Origin of the sequence: Exiguobacterium sp. SH1S21, from assembly GCF_004337175.1 — a bacterium.
GTDB lineage: Bacteria > Bacillota > Bacilli > Exiguobacteriales > Exiguobacteriaceae > Exiguobacterium > Exiguobacterium aurantiacum_A.
The window spans coordinates 34,266-50,206 of the sequence record NZ_SJUY01000010.1; the positions used below are offsets into that span (position 1 = coordinate 34,266).

General features: G+C 53.2%; 9 protein-coding genes. All 9 read right to left on the bottom strand.

The window, feature by feature from the left end; genetic code table 11:
- Positions 1-378: 378 nt before the first annotated feature.
- On the bottom strand, positions 379-1,218 hold the full coding sequence (locus tag EVJ24_RS12910; protein ID WP_131441582.1) for a phytoene/squalene synthase family protein: 840 nt from the start codon (positions 1,216-1,218) through the stop codon (positions 379-381).
- A complete protein-coding gene (locus EVJ24_RS12915) occupies positions 1,187-2,665 on the bottom strand; it encodes a phytoene desaturase family protein (protein WP_131441583.1) in 1,479 nt (492 codons plus the stop codon). Before EVJ24_RS12915 ends, EVJ24_RS12910 begins: the two co-directional genes overlap by 32 nt.
- Positions 2,662-4,155, bottom strand: coding sequence for a phytoene desaturase family protein (locus tag EVJ24_RS12920; RefSeq protein WP_131441584.1), 1,494 nt, complete (start codon positions 4,153-4,155; stop codon positions 2,662-2,664). Before EVJ24_RS12920 ends, EVJ24_RS12915 begins: the two co-directional genes overlap by 4 nt.
- Before the next feature lie 104 nt (positions 4,156-4,259).
- Positions 4,260-5,261, bottom strand: a complete 1,002-nt coding sequence (locus EVJ24_RS12925) for a class I SAM-dependent methyltransferase (RefSeq protein ID WP_131441585.1) — start codon at positions 5,259-5,261, stop codon at positions 4,260-4,262.
- A gap of 101 nt (positions 5,262-5,362) precedes the next feature.
- A complete protein-coding gene (locus EVJ24_RS12930; RefSeq protein ID WP_131441586.1) occupies positions 5,363-5,743 on the bottom strand; it encodes a YisL family protein in 381 nt (126 codons plus the stop codon).
- Positions 5,744-5,877: 134 nt separating this feature from the next.
- Entirely contained in the window at positions 5,878-8,436 is a 2,559-nt protein-coding gene (locus tag EVJ24_RS12935; protein WP_131441587.1) for a sensor histidine kinase, read from the bottom strand.
- Positions 8,433-8,795, bottom strand: coding sequence for a response regulator (locus EVJ24_RS12940; RefSeq protein WP_070327845.1), 363 nt, complete (start codon positions 8,793-8,795; stop codon positions 8,433-8,435). The genes EVJ24_RS12935 and EVJ24_RS12940 overlap by 4 nt, the downstream gene beginning before the upstream one ends.
- Before the next feature lie 114 nt (positions 8,796-8,909).
- Positions 8,910-12,512, bottom strand: coding sequence for a helicase-exonuclease AddAB subunit AddA (gene addA / locus EVJ24_RS12945; protein ID WP_131441588.1), 3,603 nt, complete (start codon positions 12,510-12,512; stop codon positions 8,910-8,912).
- On the bottom strand, positions 12,496-15,936 hold the full coding sequence (gene addB, locus EVJ24_RS12950; protein WP_131441589.1) for a helicase-exonuclease AddAB subunit AddB: 3,441 nt from the start codon (positions 15,934-15,936) through the stop codon (positions 12,496-12,498). Before addB ends, addA begins: the two co-directional genes overlap by 17 nt.
- Between the last annotated feature and the right edge of the window lie 5 nt (positions 15,937-15,941).

A 15,941-nucleotide genomic window follows, 5' to 3' on the forward strand; every position in this document is an offset into this window, starting at 1 on the left:
ACCTGTAGCGATCGAATGGCTTCCCCGAGCCAATCGCGTTTTGAACTTGTCACACCCGAGAAAAAAGTGATGAGCGAGTTTCCCCACTCGTTTCCCGTTGCTGGAATAGCATGCGTCTGATGTTCCCCCTTAGTCCATCAAGCATCCTACTTCAGCGAAGATGCCCCATCGTTTCATTCCCCATGAAACGAGGCACATCTTTAGGGTTCATCACGTCCGATTCGTTCGTTTCCCCGATGAACGGATCACATAACGCTTACGCCACTTTTGGTCCCCCGCCAAAAGTGGTTTTTTTGTATCCTAAAAGCCTGCAGACGGTGTCTACAGGCTCGAGTATGTTCAGCAAGAGACCCGATTGCTCTCGCAATCGGGTCTCTTTCAAAGTCTTGCTAACAGCTTTCCTTTTTGAAGTGTCGATACGTAAGCGCGCTTCGTAAAGACATCATGGTCGTTACTTCGGGCCGCGTCTAATATGCCTTCATAGAGGAGCGCCGCTGCTTGGACCGGCTTTCGGCTCGTCACTGGATACAAGTGATGCGTCTCACGGGCACTGCGGTATAGCATCTCCGCTCGGGTGGCCATCGTCTCCCACACTTCAACGAACTGAGGCGTCACTTTCCGTTCGAACAGATCGGTCTCTGACATCGCGTGCTGCGCTAAGAGCGTACGCGGTACATAAATCCGGTCCCGGTCCAAGTCCTCACCGACGTCGCGAAGGATGTTCGTCAACTGCATGGCGATACCGAGGTCGATCGCGCCTTGCTTCAGTTGTTGTCGCGCTTCCATGTTCGCGCCCGGGACAAGGATTGGTAACAACATCAAACCGACGGTGCTAGCCACGTAATAACCGTACTGTTCCGTCTCTTCAAGCGTCGCGTAGCGCGTCTTATGTAAATCCCACTTCATCCCTTCCGCTAACTCGAAGAACGGCTCGACGTCCATGTCATAGCGCTGCCAAACGTCGCGTAAAGCAACCCAAAGAGCGCCTTCTGGGTCGTTACCGGCTAAAAAGCGGTCGAACTCCGCCAGAAATGCGGTCAAACTTTCCTCAGGATACGCTGACTCGTCGACCGCATCGTCTAACGTCCGGCAAAACGTATAGACCGCGGCGACAGCCTGGCGGTCCGGTTTTGAAAGCAGGGAGAAGGCTCGATAAAACGTGAGCGAGCCTTTCTTCATCACTTCTTCACATTGACGATACGCTTCTTGCCTCGTCATGGTACAATGCCCCCATTTCTTCTTCCATTCTTTTCACTAACAACTGTGAGCCGATCATCACGATCGGGACACCACCGCATGGATGTACGGAGGCACCGACGGCATAGAGACGCTCGATTTGAGCGTATGGTCGGGCTTGCGGCTTGAATGCGGCCGACTGTGAAAGTTTCGGGGCAATCCCAAAACTTCCGCCTTCGAACAACCCAAACCGTTCCGCGTCCATCGGTGTCCGGACTTTCATCTCGATGACACGGTCTCTAAATTCAGGGACCATCCCTTCGATCCGGGACACGAGATGTTCAATCGCCCCGCTCTGTTCAAAATCTTGTCGCTCTAACTTGCGCGGTACCGGCACAAGGACATAAAGCACACTCGTCCCGACTGGTGCGAGCGTCGAATCGATGAGCGATGGATTGAACGTATACATCGCCGGATACTTACTCAGTTTACCATCTTCAAAGATCGTACGCATCGACCCGGCAAAGTCGTTTGGCAAATCGAACTGGTGGACCGGGAGTTCGATCTCGCCGTCCACCGTGAAATAGAGGAGCAGCGTGCCGCTCGACGGTTCGTACGCTTTCGGCTTGATTCCATCGATCAGACGTTCCATGAGCGGGAAATCTCCATTGACGATGACCGCATCATACGGATGAGGGACGCCATCGACGACGACGGCGTTAGCACGGCCGTCTTGGACGCGGACGCGGTCTACGGGCGTGTTCAGCTTGAACGTGACGCCCCGCTTCTTCAGCTCTTGTTCTAACTTCGTCGCAAGCGAGAAATATCCTCCTCTTACATACCAGATTCCTTCCTCTTGCTCGCGATATGGGATCAAGCCATACAGGGACGGCGTCTCATAAGGATTGCCGCCAATGTAGAGCGTCTGCAGACTATAGGCGACCCGGAGCCGCTCATCTTTAAAAAATCGCTTCATGTTCTCATGAGCCGATTCATACGCTTTCAGGCGCATGAGCAACATGAGCAGTCTCGGCTCGAACAAGTCGGTCTTACCTTTATAGCCTCGGTTTAAAAACGTGTCAAAACCGATTTTGTATTCCTCGCGCTTTTGCCCCATGTAGCGACGGAACGATTCGCCTTCGCCGAAAAATCGTTCAATCTCTTCGGCTTGACGATCGATGTCGTGATATTTATGAAACGTCGTCCCATCTTCGTAACGGAGGCGATAGAGCGGATCGACTTCGAGCAGTTCGAGTTCCTGTTCGGGAAACCCTGCTTCTTGCAGTTGGCTCTTCAGCTTGCTCGGCAGCAAGACGATTGTCGGTCCTTCGTCGATGCGAGCACCGTTCTCGAACTCGACATAGTTGAGGCGCCCACCGACCCGGTCCTCTTTCTCATAAATCGTCACTTGGGTCGATGGATGCTTATGAGTCCACAACAAGGCGGCGTAAAGCGACCCGATACCGGCACCAACGAAACTGATGTTCATCGTCCGACACCCGCCCGGTCCCGAAGCAAGTTGGCCGTGATTCGTGCCGATTCAAAAATCGTCGGCAGTCCGCTGCCTGGATGCGTCCCACCGCCGACGAGCCAGACATGGTCGAGCTCTTCGAACTGATTGTGCGGACGGAAGTACATCATTTGCGACAAGTTATGTCCCAGGTTGAACGTTGCCCCTTCATAGACCCCAAACGCTTCCCAATCGTTCGGGGTGAGCGCCTGCATCACTTCGATATGGTCGCGGACGTTCCGGTAAGGCGAACGTGTCTCGAGTGCGTCCAACACACTCTCCGTCATCTTCGCCTGAAGCGTCTCCCATGGGAGGTTTGACAGATTGTTCGGCACCGGTACGAGTACGTAGAGCGACGACTTGCCGGCTGGCGCGAGCGTCGGGTCGATCCGTGACGCGTTTTGGACGTAGAACGAGAAATCCTCGCTCAGCTTCAAGTCTTGCGTCATCTCTTTGACGTTGCGCTCATAATCATCCGCAAAGTGAATCGAATGGTGGCCGACCTCATCGTAGACGCGATCGAGTCCGAGGTAGAGCATGAACGTCGAGCATGAATAGCGCTTCTTCTTCAACTGTTTCGGACTCCAGCGCGTGAGCGTATCGCTCGGTACGAGCGTCGTCATCGCATGGGCAAAATCCGCCCCGACGATGACTTCGTCAAACGCGTAATGGACGTTGTTTGCCACGAGTCCGTTGACACGTTTCCCGTCGAGCAATAGACGGTCGACCGCTTCACCTAACCGGATCGTCCCGCCTTCCTCCTCGATGACACGGGCCATCGCCGAACAGAGTTGGTTCACCCCGCCGATCGGGTGATGGACGCCGTACGCGTGTTCCATATACGACAAGATCGAGAACCCGCCCGGACAGTCCCAAGCCGACATCCCGAGGTACTTCGCTTGGAACGTGAACGAGTATTTGAGTTCTTCACTCGTAAAGTATTCAGACAGCACGTCGTATAGCGATTTTCCGATCGAGAGGAACGGCAGCGCCTTCAAGACGCGTGTCGACACGTAATCCGTCAGCTTATCATGGGCGGTCTGGAGCACCGGCATGAGCTTCGATAGTTTGACCGCCTGGTCGGCCATGAACCGGTCATATCCTTCACCGTTGCCGGGGAACATCTCTTCAATCGATTGACGCATCTGGTCGCGGTCGGTCGTCATCGATAGCACGCTTTGTCCGCGATCAAAGTAAAGATCGTACATCGGTTCCAATCGCTTCATATCGACATAATCAGCCAAATCCCGTCCCGTCTCCTCAAACATCTCTTCAAGAATATACGGCATATTCAAAAAAGTCGGGCCACGATCGAACGCGAACTCCCCGACTTGCAGACGTGACGTCCGTCCACCGACAAACGGTTGTTTCTCAAATACGGTTACATCCACACCACGGCTCGACAAGATCATTGCGGCAGCAAGCCCACCTGGCCCAGCACCGATCACTGCGACTCTTTTTTCCGACACGTTGAACAACTCCCTATGTGAAAAGTCTCTTATGCTTCTATTCTATTATAGAAATGACTGGACACAAGTTCAAATCTGAATCGGTTCGCTGTGCGCTAGACGTTTCAATCTCCTCGTTCGGCGATGACGATATACCAAGATCCTTCCGGTATAAACGGAATGAAACGTACTTTCTCAAAGCCGACCTGTTCCAATTGCCGGCGCAACTGACGAGTCGTCGGGAGCGGATGGAGGTTATCGTGGAGCGTCATGAACGCATTGAACGCCGAAGCGAAGCGGGCGCCGAGTGGTGACTCCGCGAGCGGCGTGACGAGAACGGCGACACCTGCCGTATCGAGATTACTGAGCATCCGTTCTAACAGTCCGATCCGCTGCTCGGGCGAGAAGTAGTAAAGCATATTGTTCATCATGACGGCATCGAACCGCTCGTCGTGATCCCATTCCATGAAATCGGCCACTTCGTAACGAATCTCACCCGTCTCATCTTGCTCACGTGCCTCTTCGATCACTTCTTGTTCGAGGTCAATCCCGGTCAACTTCCACTCCGGCTCAAGACCGTGGAGTTTTCGCAAATAGCCCCCGTGGCCGCATCCGATATCCAGCATCGTCTTGACGTCCGCTTGGCGGAGCAGCTGTTGGACGACCGGGAAAGCGACCGTTTCGACGAGTGTCGACGTCTGAGCGACGACTTTCCCGTGTGTCGCACCGTCGAACGTCTTCTGTTTGCCGGACTCTAAAAAGTCTGGGTATGCGATGAGTGCCGGGATATGAAGTTCCATCATCTCTTGAAGCATGAACCCGATGCTGCGCTCGTCTTTGAGCGAAAGTTGATACTTCAAGCTACGTGTCGGAAAATAACGCCACCCTTTCTTCTTCAAATGGCGCACGGCGACCCCGACTTCTAGCCAACGCTCGAGTGCGAGTTTCGTGAGTGGCTGCTTCAAGCGAAGCGTCATTTCAGCGAAGCTCGCCCCGCCTTGAAGCGCGTCGAACAATCCGTATTTATAGCCGATATAGCCGTGCCATAACGGCAGGAACGATTCGGTTTGCTTCATCCATCTACGCGCATGTAATACACGCGACCATTCATTCATTTGTTGATCCATTGTTTCACCTCATCATCGTTATCACTGATTTTTTTATTTTCCCCTAATAATTTGCGGACAAACAAAAAAATCCCACTTCAGTGTGTGAAGTGGGATTCGACTCAAATAAAGTTGCTGAAGAACGACTGACCGTACGGCAACGCGTAACCGATAAAGATCGTCACGAGTGACAGTGCAACGAAGCCGCCAAGCATAGCGCCCGACGGTTTTCTTTTTTTCAAACGAATGAGCGTCATCTCACCGAAGATAAGCGTCAGCAATCCAACCGTGATTTTCACGTGGTAGAACATGCCGCCTCCGTTCAGTTGCAAGTACAAATAAAGTCCCGTGCCGAACGCGATGAGCAACATGAGCCGAAACGCCATATGCGCGATCTTGCCGCTCTTGTTTCCGTTCTTGTAGCCGATGTAGGCGACAGCGAACAAGACGAGTAATAAAATCCAACTCGTGACGTGCGTGTGTAGAAATGCTGTCAATGGCATTTAAAATCCCCCTTTTTATTATGTACAACTACTATTGTACACGAACAAGCCACTTTTCGGTCAAGCTGTACACAAACGATAAAAAGAGACGTACCGGTCAAGATTGAACGGCACGTCTCCTCCTCTTGTTTTGATCAAGCCGTCGTTTGTTCTTCTTCCCGAATAGCGTGTTCGAAACTCGGAATCACAACAGTGAACGTCGAGCCTTTATGTTGGACAGACTCGACATGGATTTGACCAGCGTGACCGCGCACGATCTCTTGGCAAATCGGGAGACCCAGTCCCGTGCCGCCGATTTCACGGCTATCCGAGTTGTCGACCCGATAGAACTTATCGAACAGACGATCGAGGGCGTCGCTCGGAATGCCGATCCCTTGGTCCTTCACTTTAATCGAGATCGATTGGTCGTGATGGGCCAGCTCGACCGTGATCTTCCCGCCACGCGGTGAGTACTTCACGGCGTTCGAGATCAAGTTACTCATCAGCTGTTTGAACTTCTGACAGTCTGCGAACAGTTCGTACGGTCGGTCGTCGACCGTGACAAGCTCGAACTTGTGTTTCAATGACGACGCTTCGTAGAACGTCATCATGTCTTGGATGACCGGCTCGATATCGAGCTGTTCCCGGTCATACATTTGGCTACCTGATTCCATGCGCTGTACGTCGAGGAAGTCGTTGACGAGATGCGTCAACCGCTCCGTCTCAGCGTGGATTGTCTGCAAATATTTCGCCTGTTTCTCGTTCGGCAACTGTTTCTTGACCATGAGCTCGGTGAACCCATAAATCGAAGACAACGGTGTCCGCAACTCATGCGAGATCGTCGAGATGAACTCGCTCTTCAAGCGCTCAGCCTCGGTCTCACTCGTAATATCACGGAAGACGAGCAGCGTCCCTTTCGACAAACCGCCGACGACAATCCGCTCGGCATACATCTGTAAGTTCATCTCCCCTTTACGGATCGAGAAACTGACACTATCGTGCGGGAAGTCGTCTGTGAACAGACGGTCTGTATATGTCATGAAGTCATCGTCTTGGTCGACCGTCGTCGCGATTGTCTCCCGCCACTCGTTCCAAGACAATTCCGCGAGCTGACTCGATGTGATCGCATCGAGCTCTGGGAACATCTCGTAAAGCGGTCGGTTGACGAACACATCATCGGTCGAATGTTCGACGTAAATGACAGCTTCTCGGATTGAATCGAGGATCCGTTCGGTCTTGCCTTTTTCACGGGTCATCTCTTCAAACAGACGCATCCGAAGTAACGACAACGACAGCTGACGTGCGAACGACATGATATCGCCCATTTGCGTCTGCGTGAAGCGGTCTTTGTAACGGACGAGATAAATGAAGGCGATGATTGAATCATCAGTCGGGTCGTGGACCGGTACGGCCGTCTCATACATGTAGTACGGATACGGCAGCGGATGGTCGCTTGCGACTTGTTTCGAAGAATGGACCGTCGTCCGCAGCGTCATCGCCCGCGTCAACACGGAGTTCTCGCTATCGAGCAATTTACGTGACAACGTCTCGTTCAGCCCGTGGCTCGTGATAGAGAACGAGCCTGTCGCATCGAGGAAGACGAGCGCCCCGACTTCTGAGTCGGTGATGGCGACAAGTTTCTCGATGATTTCCGGGTAAGCCGTCAACGAATCGCGAGCCGCGAGCGTCTCGGTCAATTCGTTTCGGTACGCCAAGTGCTGTTCGTTTTGTTGCGTCTGCTCCAAGATCTCTTCAAGCTCTTGTTGCTGCGCTTGTAGCTCTTCTTGCTGGGCAATCAATTCTTCTTGTTGTGCCTGCAACTCATGGTTCTTTTCAATCAAGTGACGTTCATTTTCACGGAGCGTCTCCGCCATCTTATTGAACGAACGGGACATCGTCCCGATCTCGTCTTCACGCTCCATTTGATCGCTCAAGTCGACGATCTCACCTTTCAATAAGCGGTCAGATGCGACCGACAAGCGAGAGATCAGACGGGACTGACGACGCAAGAACGGTTGGACGAATAGTAAAATCAACGCCGCGAACGAGAAAATGCTCGCAATCCATAAGAACTGTAAGACATCATTGTTCACTTTCCAGTCGGCGTACACTCTGTTTTTCTCGCTGTTCATCAACGCCTTGTAGTCAATGAGTGACGATTCGATCTGTTGGATCGGACCGAGTGTATCGATACCGCGTTCCGGATCGTACGGTACGGTTCCTTGTTCAATCAACCGTTCGGCCGTCGGCAACGCCAATATGGTTTCAGGATCAATCGTGTTCTCGGTGATTTCACCAGAAGCTCGCAGTTGACCATATTCCGCCGTGACCGGCATGATCACATCGAAGTAAAAATCGTGAAAGGTTTGTAAGTCGGCTGCAAAAATCTCACCTTGTTTTGTTTCGACAGCGCCCTTGAACCAGTTGATTTCTTGTTGAAACTCATTTTCTTTACTTTGGGCCCGCTCGAGCGCTTCCGTATCGCCGAACAGCAGGTAGCCCCGTGAGTCATACTGCGCGCTCTGCCATTCGTCCCAAAGTGTATTCAATCGGTTGATCCGTTCATCGACTTGTTGGAGACGGGCTTCATTCTCTCTGACCCTCGTTTCCATCTGTACGTACATGATCATCGATCCGACGAGCGCGAGCGCGAGGAACGAATACAGGACGGTCATGATGTCACGTCCTAGTTTTTGTTTAAACCATTTATTCACTTCACGATGCCTCCTATGATCTTCACAAGTTCAAGCGGACTAAACGGCTTCGAAATGAAATAATCGACCCCAATCTCATTCGCGCAATCACGGTCAGATTGTTGGCTCTTCGCCGTCAACATCATCACTTTCGTATGTTGACGTCCCGGCAACTTCCTCACTTTCTCAATGACTTCAAGACCTGTCATTCCTGGCATCATATGGTCGACAATCACGAGATCGTACTCGTTCTGTTCGATCAGCCGATAGGCTTCAAGACCGTCTGGCGCTTCATCAATATCGTATCCTTCATCTTCTAACGTATCTAATACGAGCATGCGCAATACTTCTTCATCTTCTGCTAGTAGAATTTTCACCATGACGTTTCCTCCATTATTATCTCATTCCATTATTTTACCTAATCTATTTCGTAATCACAAAAATAAAAGATGCACGGTTAATAACCGTACACCTTTACAATCATATCGTCTACATTATAGTACAACAGTTTCCTGCAATTCCAAAGAATAAATGACCGTCGTCCCGACTTGGATATTCCAAATCGACTCGATCGCTTCGCGGTAGAGCGACAGCTGAACAGCGTAGCGGTCACGAAGCAACTGTCTTGCCTCTTCTCGCGATGCGCTCGTGAACAAGACCGAGTCCGATTTATAGTCGAGCAGGACATACGTCTCACCATCGAAGAACAGGCAATCGATGATCCCTTGAATCAACACGTGCTCGTCCGTGAACGTCGCCTTCGGATTCACTCGCTCCGCAGGCACCGTATACGTGAACGGTAGCTCGCGCCATCCTCGCCCGGCTTGTAGCGCTTCAGACAGCGCCCGACCGATCTCCGAGTTGAAGAACGACTCGATTTCAGGCAGCGCTAGCCGTGCCGTCTCTGCCTCGATCGGACCGAGCATCCCATTATTTTCCCACCGGTCGATTTGTATGTCGAGCGGTTCAGTCGGCTCAAACAATTGGAAGATGAGATGTAGCGTCGTCCCGCGCTCGGCACCTGTCTGCTTCGTCTGCTTCCATTTCGGCTCCCGATACGGGGTATCGCTCGGGCGGAACGTGTCTTCGAACGCTGCTTGCTCGAGTTGCATCGCTCGCTTCAATTCCGTCACCGTCTGTTTCGCTGCCGTCTCGGTCGCGGCTTGGGCCGGATAGCTGTACGAAAAGGCTCGATTGACGACTTGCATCGTCGCTTCTTCGTCTTTGACTGGAAAATCAATCGCCTCGAACTGTTGCACATGATGAAGCTGGGCCATCATCGCTTGGAGTGTGGCCACTTCCGCTAAATCGTCTTGTCCGATGATGCGATACGTCCAGCTCGTCGCTTCCCGTATCGGCGAAAAGACCGGTAAGCCCATCTCCTCGATGAACGGTACCGCGCCTTCTAGTTTGAGGAGCGCCGGCGCGACCCAGTCCAGATACGTCTTCGCCTCGCGTCGTGCGTCAGCGGACAACGTCTCACCCGTCGCTTCGACTTGTAGCCATTGGTTGATCTGTTTAACCGGTTCTGCGACCGTACCGACTAAGATCAATTTTTCTTTTGCCCGGGTCAACGCGACGTACAAGACACGCATCTCTTCGGCTTTCATCGTCGCATCGAGATCGCGACGGATCATCTCTTTCACGAACGTCTCGGTTCTCGTCCGTGTGACGACATCGATCGCGTCGAGGGAGATGCCGTATCGTTTATGGAAGATGACACGTTGCATTTGATCACGTTTATTGAACTGTTTGCCGAGTTGGGCGACGATCGTCACCGGAAACTCGAGCCCCTTCGATTTATGGACCGTCATGATGCGGACGACGTTCTCTTCTTCTCCGAGTGAACGTGCTTCCGATAGATCTTCACCGTTATCTTGGAGACGGTCCATGACCCGTAAAAAGCGATACAACCCACGGTAGCCGCTCCGTTCATAGGAGAGGGCCCGGTCATAGAGCGCCTTCAAGTTCTCTTGACGCCCTTTCCCGCCCGGCAGTCCGCCGGCAAAATCGTAAAACCCAGTGTCGTTGAACACTTGCTGAATCAACTCCGACAAGCTGTGGTTGCGGGCGAACGTGCGCCATTCCGACAACTGATCGAGCATGTCCCCGCACTTCAATCCGAGCTCGTCGTCATCGTCTGCTTTCGCCTTGAGCGCATCGAAAAACGACGCTTCCGACTCTAAGCGAATCTTGGCCAGCTCTTGATCGGTGAAACCGAACATCGGTGACCGGAGCGCTCCGGCGAGCGGGATGTCTTGGAGCGGGTTGTCGATCAACTTCAAGAGCGACAACATCATTCGAATTTCCGTCGCTTGGAAATAGCCGCCGTCCGAATCGGTATAAGCCGGGATATTATACTGCGTCAAAATATCCATCAACTGCTCGACCCGCTCTTTTTTCGAACGAACCAAGATGACGATGTCCCGGTACTCACAGGAACGAAGCAATCCGGTCGCCTCGTCCGTCACTTTGAACGGCTCATCCCCAGAGACGAGCTCTAATATACGTGTGGCGATGGCACGGCCTTCAAGCTCCTGTTTCGACAAGTCACGGCTTTCACCGTTGACGATCAAGAGTTCAGGACTTGCCTCGAGTTCTTCATACGCCCGACCCGGTACGAGGCGTGCCGCCTCGTCGTACTCGATCTCACTCACTTCTTCGTCCATCAACTGAATGAATAGGTCATTGATTCCGTGCAGCACTTCGGAGCGGCTCCTAAAGTTTTGTGATAAGTCGATCCGTTGCCCTGACCCCGCTTGTTTGAACCGCGTCGCTTTCTCGATGAACAACCTCGGCTCGGCGTGCCGGAACCGATAGATCGATTGCTTGATGTCCCCGACCATGAACAAGTTGCCGAGCTGTTCACTCTCATTGCTGACGAGTCCGATGATCGTCTCTTGGATCTCGTTCGTATCCTGATACTCATCGACCAACACTTCGGCGAATCGCTGTTTATAGAGCGACGCGACCGAGGACGGGGCATCCCCGTCACGTAGTATGGCGAGCGCGTAATGCTCGAGATCGCTGAAGTCGACGAAGGCGCGGTCCCGCTTGGCTTGCTCGTAAGCGGCCCCGAACGTTCGGACGGTGCGGACGAGCGTCTCGACGAGCGGACGCTGTGACAGCAAGACGTCTAAATGATCAGCTCCGCTGACACTCGCTTGACCGACCGCATCCACAAGCCGTTTTTTCGCTTGGTCATAGGCCGGCTTCAACACCGTGTGATAGATGTGATGCTCGTCTTTTTTCTGGACCGATTTCATCGTTCCGAATTTGACCGCTCGGGACGCCGTCTCGAGTTCACTCCATTTGAGCGTGTCTTCGTCGATGCTTTGGAACGGGAAAATCGCTTTGGACACGTTCTCCGATTGCGCCTCGTAACCGGCAAGCCGGAGTTCGATCGCTACACGCCGGAGTTGCCGAAGTGCCTTTTCAATATCGACCCAGAGCAACTGCCCGAACTCGACGAGAAGCCGTTCCTCGTCAGGGTCGCCTTCAAATTGATAAAGGGAGACCAGCTCATCTAAATACGATTCCGGATCCGGAAGGGTTCGCGCGTATTGATACAAACCTAGGATCAGCTCTTCGATTTCACTGTCACCACGGTCAGACGTATAGGCATCGACGAGTGCGAAAAACGAGCTGTCTTCTTGACCGTACTGTTCTTCGAGCACGTCTTCGAGCACATCGTCTTGCAAAAGCACCAAGTCTCGCTCCTCGGCGATTTTGAAGGCCGGATCGAGGTCGAGCAAGTAGTAATTCTCACGAATGACTTCTAAGCAGAATGAATGAATCGTCGTGATGAGCGCCCGGTTCAGCATTTGCCGTTGTTTTCGTATATAGTCGTTTTCCGGATGTTCCCGCAGCGCCTGATCGAGCGCTTTGGCGATCCGTCGTTTCATCTCGGCCGCTGCGGCGTTCGTGAACGTCACGACGAGCATACGGTCCGCCGTCAACTCGTCCGCTTCATCGAGCAAACGGCTCGCGAGCCGTTCGACGAGCACGGCCGTCTTCCCTGAACCGGCTGCCGCCGAGACGAGTACATGAGACCCCCGTGCGTCGATGGCTGCTTGTTGATCACTCGTCCACTTCATCGGCGTCACCTCCTAATTTAAACAAAACTTCTTCTTTATCTAACTTTTTCAGCTGACGGGGCTCGTTGGCGAGCGCCTCGTCAAAATGACAGACACTTTGATACGGACACGTCTGGCACGGACGCCGTTCTTTATATTCATAAGGCTCGACACCAATTTTCCCATCATACATCGCCTCCACACTCGTCTCGGCAAGGTCGAGCGCGTGGTCCATCAACTGCTCGAGCTGAGGAGGTGAGACGACTTTTTTCGTCGTGTTCGCATCGAGTGTCCCGTCTTTCTTATATTTGACCGGAATGACGATCGATTTTTTCTGTTCCCCTCTCGCCGTCTTGTCCATCACCTCAAGGATGGCTGGATCGTCGACGAGTAACCCTTGCATCTGATACGACTCGAGCACTTTCCGCTCGGTTTCGGCATCTGTCTCGGCCGGTGTGACGAGCGGTCGGTGGACGTGGAAATACAGCGCGGCTGCAGGTGCTACGGACCCTTTCGCCCAAGCATCTGCTTGCTCGATCAACACTTTCAAATAGATGAGCATCTGCATCGCCAAACCATAATAAATCTCAGCGAAGTCGATCTCCCGTTTGCTCGACTTGTAATCGACGATGCGGACGTACAGCTGGTCATGGACCTGTGCCGTATCGACCCGGTCGATCCGGCCGACAAGTTCACACGTCGCCCCGTTGCTGAGCGTGAACGACACCGGCGGGAAGTTGCCGCTCCCGAACGCGAGTTCGAACGCGACGGGATCGAACCCGTCACGTTTCGACTGCTCGATCAATACTTCGGCCGTCTTACTGACGACGTCCGTCAGCTTTTTCTTCAAGTAACCGTAGCGGTTCGAGCTCATCAAAATCGCATTTTGAATCTCTGGTGTGACGAGTTCGACCGCCGACTCCGCGAGTGTCGCACATTGGTCGGGCGACACGTCACGCCATTCTTTCCCGTCCATCTTGACGGTTTGAGACATATGTTCGATCGTCCGGTGGTACAAGTTACCGATGTCCGGTGCCTCGAGCCGATAGAGCCGTCGTTCTTTCAGACGCAAGCCGTAGTTCGCAAAATGACGGAACGGGCAGGCTTGGAACGTTTCGAGGCGGGACACACTCGCCCGAATCGAGTTCGTGTAAAGTGACTTCGCGACCGACTCTGGCAACGGCTCGGGAACGTTTTGATAAAACAGCGCACTCGTCAACAGTCGGATTCGCTCGCGTCCTTCCGGATGCTTCAACAGTTCGTTGTACACCGTGAACCACGTCTCTTGAATCGGGTAGTGACGGCTGAGCCGTTGCAACTCGAGCGCCGTCACGGCCGCTGTCTGGTTCACGTTCGTGATGAAGGCGAGCTGATCTGTCGGGCGATGCTCTCCCGCTTCTGCGAAGTGGGTCTTGATGGCCTTGCCGTTACCGAGCCGTGCCTTGACGTCGGCGATGAAACTCGCCGGTTGAATCGCTTTCCCGCTCCGGTCGACGAGTGCGTAACTGACGTACAACCGGTCGCTTGGCGCCGTCAACGCTTTATACAAGTAGTACGTCTCATCGTCAAACAAGTGCTCGGTCGCTTTCCCCGCCCGGACACCGTTCTCATGCATGAAGTCCATATCGTGGTCCGTCAACAGTTTCGATTGCGTCGCGACGAGCGGGATTTGATCTTCGTTAGCACCGAGCAAGAAGACGATTTTTTTATCAATCAAACGCCCCCGCACGTAATCGGTCACCGTCAATTGATCGAGTGACGGCGGGACGAGTGCATAGCGCAGGCTATCGAGGCCGGTGTCCATCATTTGCAGGAACAGTTCCGTCGAGAGCGTCTCTTCCGGCGCAGCCGCCTCGAGTTGCTCGAGAAGATGGAGGACGGCGTCCCATACTTGTGTATGCTCTCTTGCTTCAATCAGGTGTGATGCCTCAAGCGCTTCTTCGCGCCAATGGGCAAGGCATGACGAGACATCGATTCGGTCTAGAAAAGCGTAAATGGCGTGCGTGTAAGCCTGCATCGTCTTGGCCGCTTTCAAATCGGTGAGGAGCGGATCGAACGTTTCGACGACGGTTTGACGATAGGCGTTGAGTGCCGCCTCCGTATCGAGTTCTTCCCCCGTCAACTTGGCCTCATCTTCGGCCCGGCGTTTCAATTGCCACTCGTCATGCCAGTGATAATGTTTGATGCCCCGCTCAATCACGAACGCCTCGAGCCGATCGACAGACGTACGCCGATGATCTCGGTCGAGCACGATCAGCTCGGTCTTCAACGCGCGGAATATAGCTTCTTCCCGGTAGCCGCGGAGCGCGACTTCGATCGTCGCCTTCAACAACTCGACGACCGGATGATCGAGCATCGGCTGCCGTTCATCCAGGAAGAACGGCAAGTTCATTTTTTGAAGCGCTTGTGACGCCAAATCTCCATATTCTTCAAGTGACCTTGAGATGAACACGATGTCTCGGAAGCGGTAGCCGTCTTCGCGGACAAGTCGTGTGACCTCGCGTACAGCGGCCGCTACTTCTACGGTCCGGTCGACGGCTGCATTCAAGGCGACTTGATTTTCCGGCCGCGTATATGGCGCTGCCTTCACTTGCCCGAACGTCGCCTCGAGATAAGCGAGACTCGGATGTTTAAAGCGATGCACCCCATGATACAGTTCATCCGTCGACGAAAGTTGACGTTCTGAGAGCAGCTCTTTAAAGCGCATCAGCGTCCGCTGTGTCGGTCCGAACAACGGGTGCGGACGATAGAGCGAGTCTGGGTCGACCGTCAACAAGACGTCCAGCGGCGCCTTCTCGGCTAAAGCGACGAGTACCGCGAGCTCTTGTTCCGAAAACTCGTTGAACCCGTCCACATAAAAGTGAGTCCCTGTTAAATCGACTTCCGGTAACAACTGCAACATCACTTTGAAGTAGTCTTCGGCGTGAAGCGTTTTGCCGGCCGTCATCGTCAAGAAGCCTTCATAGAGGATGGAGAGGTCTTGCAACTTCAAGGCCCGATGTTGGTCTTGCTCGCTCAGGCGAAGCAACTGCTCCGGCTCGACGAGGCCGCGTTTCAACATCGTGATCAACTCGTTCAGCTCTTCGTAAAACCCGTACTGGTTCATCGTGCGTCGGAACAGCGTCAGCCGTTCCTCGTTCATCTCGACGACACGCCGTAACAAAAGATGGGTCCCTGTCTGGTCTAAAAACTGCTCGGTCGCGACACCGTGATCGCGCATGATCAAGAATGCGAGACGGCGCATCGACAGCACTTGAATCCGCGTCGATCCGTTTAAACCGTCTGTCATCGCCATCTTCCGTTCCATTTCAAACGACATTTGGTCTGGGACAAGCATATAGATGGTCGGGCCGCTCGGATCGCGCTTTAGCTCTTGAATGACTTGATTGGTCATCCGCTCGCTCTTACCGCTACCCGACCGTCCGACATGAAAAGTGACCGTCATTTAGG

Excerpts from the sequence above, each read along its gene's own strand:
- EVJ24_RS12930 (WP_131441586.1), bottom strand. The coding sequence starts at position 5,743 with ATGCCATTGACAGCATTTCTACACACGCACGTCACGAGTTGGATTTTA.
- addA (WP_131441588.1), bottom strand. The coding sequence starts at position 12,512 with ATGAAGTGGACGAGTGATCAACAAGCAGCCATCGACGCACGGGGGTCT.
- EVJ24_RS12940 (WP_070327845.1), bottom strand. The coding sequence starts at position 8,795 with ATGGTGAAAATTCTACTAGCAGAAGATGAAGAAGTATTGCGCATGCTC.
- EVJ24_RS12915 (WP_131441583.1), bottom strand. The coding sequence starts at position 2,665 with ATGAACATCAGTTTCGTTGGTGCCGGTATCGGGTCGCTTTACGCCGCC.
- addB (WP_131441589.1), bottom strand. The coding sequence starts at position 15,936 with ATGACGGTCACTTTTCATGTCGGACGGTCGGGTAGCGGTAAGAGCGAG.
- EVJ24_RS12910 (WP_131441582.1), bottom strand. The coding sequence starts at position 1,218 with ATGACGAGGCAAGAAGCGTATCGTCAATGTGAAGAAGTGATGAAGAAA.
- EVJ24_RS12925 (WP_131441585.1), bottom strand. The coding sequence starts at position 5,261 with ATGGATCAACAAATGAATGAATGGTCGCGTGTATTACATGCGCGTAGA.